The organism is Bacteroides sp. RTP21281st1_H5_RTP21281_210402 (genome assembly GCF_040918965.1).
In the GTDB taxonomy this organism is placed as follows: Bacteria; Bacteroidota; Bacteroidia; order Bacteroidales; family Bacteroidaceae; genus Bacteroides; species Bacteroides congonensis.
Genome location: NZ_JBCOWR010000001.1, coordinates 673,586 through 679,255 on the forward strand (window position 1 = coordinate 673,586; position 5,670 = coordinate 679,255).

At 44.1% G+C, this 5,670-nt stretch carries 3 protein-coding genes, 1 tRNA gene and 1 pseudogene; 2 read left to right on the plus strand and 3 right to left on the minus strand.

Annotated elements, in window-relative coordinates:
- Nucleotides 1-704: 704 nt before the first annotated feature.
- Nucleotides 705-1,592: an MBL fold metallo-hydrolase gene (locus tag AB5443_RS02695; RefSeq protein WP_120138122.1), complete on the plus strand. Its 888-nt coding sequence runs from the start codon at nucleotides 705-707 to the stop codon at nucleotides 1,590-1,592.
- 593 nt (nucleotides 1,593-2,185) lie between these two features.
- On the opposite strand, the gene AB5443_RS02700 is transcribed toward AB5443_RS02695, so the two are convergent.
- From AB5443_RS02700 to AB5443_RS02710, 3 genes are all read right to left on the minus strand, one after another.
- Nucleotides 2,186-2,680 carry a hypothetical protein gene (locus AB5443_RS02700; protein WP_120137925.1) on the minus strand — a complete coding sequence of 165 codons (495 nt, stop codon included), beginning with the start codon at nucleotides 2,678-2,680 and terminating at the stop codon, nucleotides 2,186-2,188.
- A 54-nt stretch (nucleotides 2,681-2,734) separates the two neighbouring features.
- Nucleotides 2,735-3,964, minus strand: coding sequence for a site-specific integrase (locus AB5443_RS02705; protein WP_195407908.1), 1,230 nt, complete (start codon nucleotides 3,962-3,964; stop codon nucleotides 2,735-2,737).
- Nucleotides 3,965-4,237: 273 nt separating this feature from the next.
- A tRNA-Ser gene (locus AB5443_RS02710) sits at nucleotides 4,238-4,322 on the minus strand.
- 133 nt (nucleotides 4,323-4,455) lie between these two features.
- On the opposite strand from AB5443_RS02710, the pseudogene AB5443_RS02715 reads away from it, so the two are divergent.
- Nucleotides 4,456-5,670 (plus strand): annotated as a pseudogene (locus tag AB5443_RS02715) (endonuclease MutS2); the annotation flags it as partial.

Here is a 5,670-nt window from a genome sequence, read left to right on the forward strand (position 1 = left end):
CTTCCGGTCGGGTCGGTCGTTTTCGTTTCACATAGGCGTAAAAGGGTAGTGTTTAGAGTTTGCAAGGTTTTCGGGAAAAATACCTCGCAGGGCAGGGAAGATTTTTTCGCCAAACCGGAACGGCTCGACCTTGCAAAATCGTGAAGAACACGTAACTACCTTTGCCTATTGAAATGATTAAAACGACTGTCACGGCTGGGGGACTGCGTGAGAGAAAGATTTACATTTAGGGAAACAGGGGAAAAGTGCCTGTTCTCTTTCATCTTTTAGGGAACACTCCATGCGGACGGGAAAGGCAAAGGCGTTGTGAGCTTGCTTGCAATACGCTTGTGCGGGTTTCCAACGGCTCTTTTCACGAAATACAGTCAGCCATGCCACGCACGGCTGGCGTTTCGGGGAATGTGTCAGTTGGAAAAGGGTATAAAAAATGCGGGGAGTCGGTGGACTGCCCGCAAATTAAAAATGTCAATAATTAGATTCCTTAAAAATAAGAGGAAAATAAAAGATGTAATTAAATTACGCCTAAGTAAAGAAAAACATTCAATTATAGGGAAATATTATATGAATTAAGTAATTTTGCATATGGATTGAGGTTTGCCAAAAAACTTCTTTTATCGTTTGAAAATGACACACCGGACATACAGAAATGTACTATCAATCCAATAAACAAAGATTCTGTAATTTATATTCTGAAAATTAAGACTATGTACGAGCTTCAACAAGTAGGGGCACAGAGCTATTATATAAATTGTCCGGCTAAGATTGGCATTTATGCACAGTCGGAACGTGAAGTGTATCTGATAGACAGCGGCAACGATAAGGAGGCTGCAAAAAAGGTGCTGAAAATAGCGGATTCCAAAGGCTGGACTATTAGAGGGATTCTCAACACACACTCCAATGCCGACCATATAGGAGGTAATGCTTATGTTCAGAATAAAATTGGTTGCCCAGTATTCTGTGCTGGCATTGAAGCTGATTTCATTCGTTATCCGGTTCTTGAACCGTCATTTCTCTATGGCGGTTATCCATGCAAGGATTTGAGAAGTAAATTCCTAATGGCGAAAGAGTCCGTAGTCACAGATTTCTCCTCTCATGAATTTCCAAGTAAAATAGAGATAATTCCTCTTCCCGGACATTTCTTTGATATGGTTGGATTTCGAACTCCCGACAATACGGTATTTCTTGCCGATTGTGTAAGCAGTAGGGCAACATTGGAGAAATATGGTGTGACATTTATCTATGATGTCGCCGCCTATTTGGAAACGCTGACAAACATAGAAACTTTGAAAGCGGATATATTCATCCCTTCTCATGCTGACCCTTGCAATGATATCAGCGAACTTGCGGAGATAAACCGACAGAAGGTGTATGAGATAGAACAGATAATCAAAACAATATGTGCCACACCGAAAACAACTGATGACATTATCAGCGAGATATTCCGAATGTTTGGTCTGACAATGACTATTGAGCAATATGTGTTGGTGGGTTCTACGGTCAGGTCTTATCTGTCTTGGATGAAAGATAGAGGTGTGCTGGATTTTACTATTAATAATTCTGCACTGTTATGGCTGGATGCAGAATTATCATAATATATATAGTTGTTGCGATTGCGATAATGTTGTATTAGATGGACCATTTTCTTGATTTACGTCCAGATGTTCAGGGCAGATATTGTGTATGACGCTATTTTTCATAGTCAATCCAATTTATTCAGTTATTTTTTAGATTTCGCTATGGAAAATATACGACAAATGTAGTGTCTTCCTTTAATATAGTTATAGTCTTTCTTACTGAAATATGGATATAATTACCTTTGCCTATTGAAATGATTAAAACGACTGTCCCGGCTGGGGGACTGCGTAAGAGGAAGATTTACATTTAGGGAAACTGGGGAAAAGTGCCTGTTCTCTTTCATCTTTTAGGGAACACTCCATGCGGGCGGGAAAGGCAAGGGTGTTGTGAGCTTGCTTGCAATACGCTTGTGCGGGTCTCCAACGGCTCTTTTCACGAAATACAGTCAGCCATGCCACGGCACGGCTGGCGTTTCGGGGAATGTGCCAGTGGGAAAGGGATATAAAAAAATGCGGGTAGTCGGTGGACTGCCCGCAAGGTGGAAGAATGTAAAATACTTGGATATAGATTGTTATGTGGTATTTAGTTACCGAAATCGTTACCTGTTTTGTTACCGATTGTGTTCATTATAAATCCCCGTTAGCATACTGGCGGTAATGCCGTTTTCAGGAGCGACAACAAAGGCAAATGTCTTGCGGGCGCAAGATAAGGTAACGGATTTTTTTATGCCAGCGGCGGCACAAACGTTTTGTAAATCGTAATTTATTGCCGGGAGTGGTAAAACGGGCAGAAGCTCCCCGTTTTCTTGAAGCCCCCGGTATTTCTTCAAAATGTCGTAAGGCGCATCAAGCAGTGGAAACGAGTATAGCAAGGTACTTTTAGACACATGAAAGCGCAGAAAACGTTTTTCACGGGAATGTGCCAAGATATTTTCTTTCCTAAGCCTGTTTATGTCACTGTATGCCATTCCCGTGTAGCACGAGAACAGGAAAATGTCACGGGCTTTACGCTGCCGGGACAGGGGCAGTTTCACTTTTGAAATCGCTGACAGTTCTTCGCTTGTGAGGTATTCTTTACTGTATTCTATTTTAGATTGCTTAGCCATAACGCATTTATTTATTGAAAGGTGATACTTGTTGTTCGGGAAATAGCAGCCATGTTACATGGCTACCTCCTTGTAAATTTTCTCGATGCCGACAAACTTCTTGTCAAGCCCCTGCATATCGCTGCCTATCTTGCTGTTGGTGATGCGGGCGTAAATTTGCGTAGTTTCTATATTTGTGTGTCCCAGCATCTTGGACACCGTTTCAATGGGTACGCCCTTTGACAGCGTGGTGGTCGTGGCGAACGTGTGCCGGGCAAGGTGGAATGTCAGGTTCTTTTTAATACCGCATATATCGGCAATCTCTTTCAAGTAAGCGTTTAGCTTCTGATTACTGATTACGGGAAGAATCTTGCCGTCCGGCAACTTGCCCTTGTACTTCTTCAAAATCATCTTGGGAATATCCAGCAGGGGGACATTCACGTCCGTGTTGGTCTTTACCCGCTTGGTGATTATCCAAAGGTTGCCGTCAAAGGACTTTTGGATATTCTCCTGCCGCAAGTTGGCGACATCGCTGTAAGCCAGACCGCAGAAACAGGAAAAGACGAACAAGTCCCTGACGTGTTCCAGCCGTTCGGAAACCATTTTCTTTTTAAGGATGATTTTTATCTCGTCCTCTGTCAGATAACCCCTGTCCACTTTCTCCAGCCGGATTTTGTAGCTGGCGAAAGGGTCGCCCACCAGTATGCCGTTGTTGCGGGCAATGATGATGATGCGCTTGAAGAACTGCATGAACTTGGCGGTGGTGTTGTAGCCGCACTTGCAGGCGGTACGCAGGTATAATTCAAAATCGGTAATGAACATCGGGCTTATCTCCTTTATGGATATGTCCGATACATTGTACTTGCTGCGGATGAACTCGGCGAGGTGGCGGCGGGTCACTTCATACTTGCGGTAGGTCGCTATCGTCTTGGATATGCCCACAAGCTGCTTCACATCGTCATTGTGCTTTTGGAACAGGGTAAGGATTGTTTCGTGGCTCTCGCTGTGTCCCAAGAACTCGTTCTTCACTTTCTCGGCGGTCACGTAGTTGTCACGCCGCTGCATTTCGTGGTAAATGGTATTCAGGGAAGAACGTATGTCGTCCAAAAGGGCGTTTATCCTCCCGGCATCCCTGCCTTTGGCTTTGCCCGCAGCCGTGTTCCAGTTGTCGGGCTGGATGCTCTGTTTCGTGCTGAACTGGCAAAGTTTTCCGTCTATGGTGATGCGTGCCATAATCATAACCTCGCCGTTTTTCTTTTCAGAACCTTTCTTCAAATAAAAAAGAACCTTGAATGTCGATTTCATAACTCACTTTTTTTAGTTGCAAAATTAATTTTTACCTCTCGTTTTCGAGTTATGCAGACTATGGACTAATCAAGTCATTTTCAGGTCATTTGAGGACAAATCGTTACCGTTTTTGTCCGGTAAGGAATAGGTAACGATTTAGTAACGAAACTTTGTCTTTTACCGTACTTTTGAAGTCTTGGAAGCAGGACTTTCGGGCAATAAAAAAAGCCACAAATCGTTGATTTGTAGCTTTTTGTCCGTTTGCTGACCATTTCTGTCCAGCACGTTCAGCGGAGAGGGAGGGATTCGAACCCCCGGTACCTCGCAGTACAACGGTTTTCAAGACCGCCGCAATCGACCACTCTGCCACCTCTCCAAAACTCCTTTATCAGAAGTGCTTTCCGTTGAAAGCGGTGCAAAGGTACAAATCATTTTTAAATCCGCAAACAATCTGATATTTTTTTCGCGAATAAATCGTATTTTTGCAGACCATTAGTAAGAACAAAGATATGATATACCCTCAAAATTTTGAGCAAAAGATAGGATTCGACCAGATCAGGCAGTTACTGAAAGACAAATGTCTCAGCACTTTAGGTGAAGAGCGGGTGATGGATATGACCTTTTCCGAACAATTTGAAGAAGTAGAAGAGCAATTAAATCAGGTAACCGAGTTTGTCCGCATCATTCAGGAAGAGGACGGATTTCCCGACCAGTTCTTCTTTGATGTCCGCCCGTCGCTGAAACGTGTACGGATAGAAGGCATGTATCTGGACGAACAGGAGCTGTTTGACCTGCGGCGTTCATTAGAAACCATTCGAGACATCGTACGCTTTCTGCACCGGAGTGAAGATGAAGAAGAAAACGATGCCCCCTACCCTAGCCTGAAAAGACTGGCGGGAGATATTGCCGTATTCCCGCAACTAATCGGGAAGATTGACGGTATCCTTAATAAATATGGAAAAATCAAGGATAACGCTTCTACTGAGTTAGCCCGCATACGCCGTGAGCTTGCCAGCACAATGGGAAGTATTTCACGCTCTTTGAACAGTATCCTGCGCAGTGCACAGTCAGAAGGCTATGTGGATAAAGACGTGGCACCCACTATGCGTGACGGTCGCCTGGTAATCCCCGTCGCCCCGGGACTGAAACGGAAAATTAAAGGAATCGTACATGACGAATCCGCCAGTGGAAAGACTGTATTTATAGAACCCGCCGAAGTCGTAGAAGCCAATAACCGTATCCGCGAACTCGAAGGGGATGAACGACGCGAGATTATCCGTATCCTCACCGAGTTTTCAAATATACTCCGCCCGTCTATTCCGGAAATTCTTCAGTCGTATGAGTTCCTGGCAGAGATTGACTTTATCCGTGCGAAAAGTTATTTTGCGATACAAACGAATAGCCTGAAACCTTCTGTAGAAAATGAACAACTGCTGGATTGGACGATGGCTGTGCATCCGCTACTGCAACTTTCATTAGCCAAGCATGGCAAGAAAGTCGTACCGCTGGATATGGAACTTAATCAGAAGCAGCGTATTCTTATTATATCCGGCCCGAATGCCGGCGGTAAATCTGTCTGTCTGAAAACAGTCGGGTTACTACAATATATGTTGCAATGCGGTATGTTGATTCCTCTGCACGAACGCAGTCATGCAGGCATATTCAGCAGCATCTTTATTGATATCGGTGATGAACAGTCCATCGAAGACGACCTGAGTACTTAC

Bases quoted from the DNA above. Each gene is read 5' to 3' on its own strand.
- AB5443_RS02695 (WP_120138122.1), top strand. From the start codon at position 705: ATGTACGAGCTTCAACAAGTAGGGGCACAGAGCTATTATATAAATTGT.
- AB5443_RS02700 (WP_120137925.1), bottom strand. From the start codon at position 2,680: ATGGCTAAGCAATCTAAAATAGAATACAGTAAAGAATACCTCACAAGC.
- AB5443_RS02705 (WP_195407908.1), bottom strand. From the start codon at position 3,964: ATGAAATCGACATTCAAGGTTCTTTTTTATTTGAAGAAAGGTTCTGAA.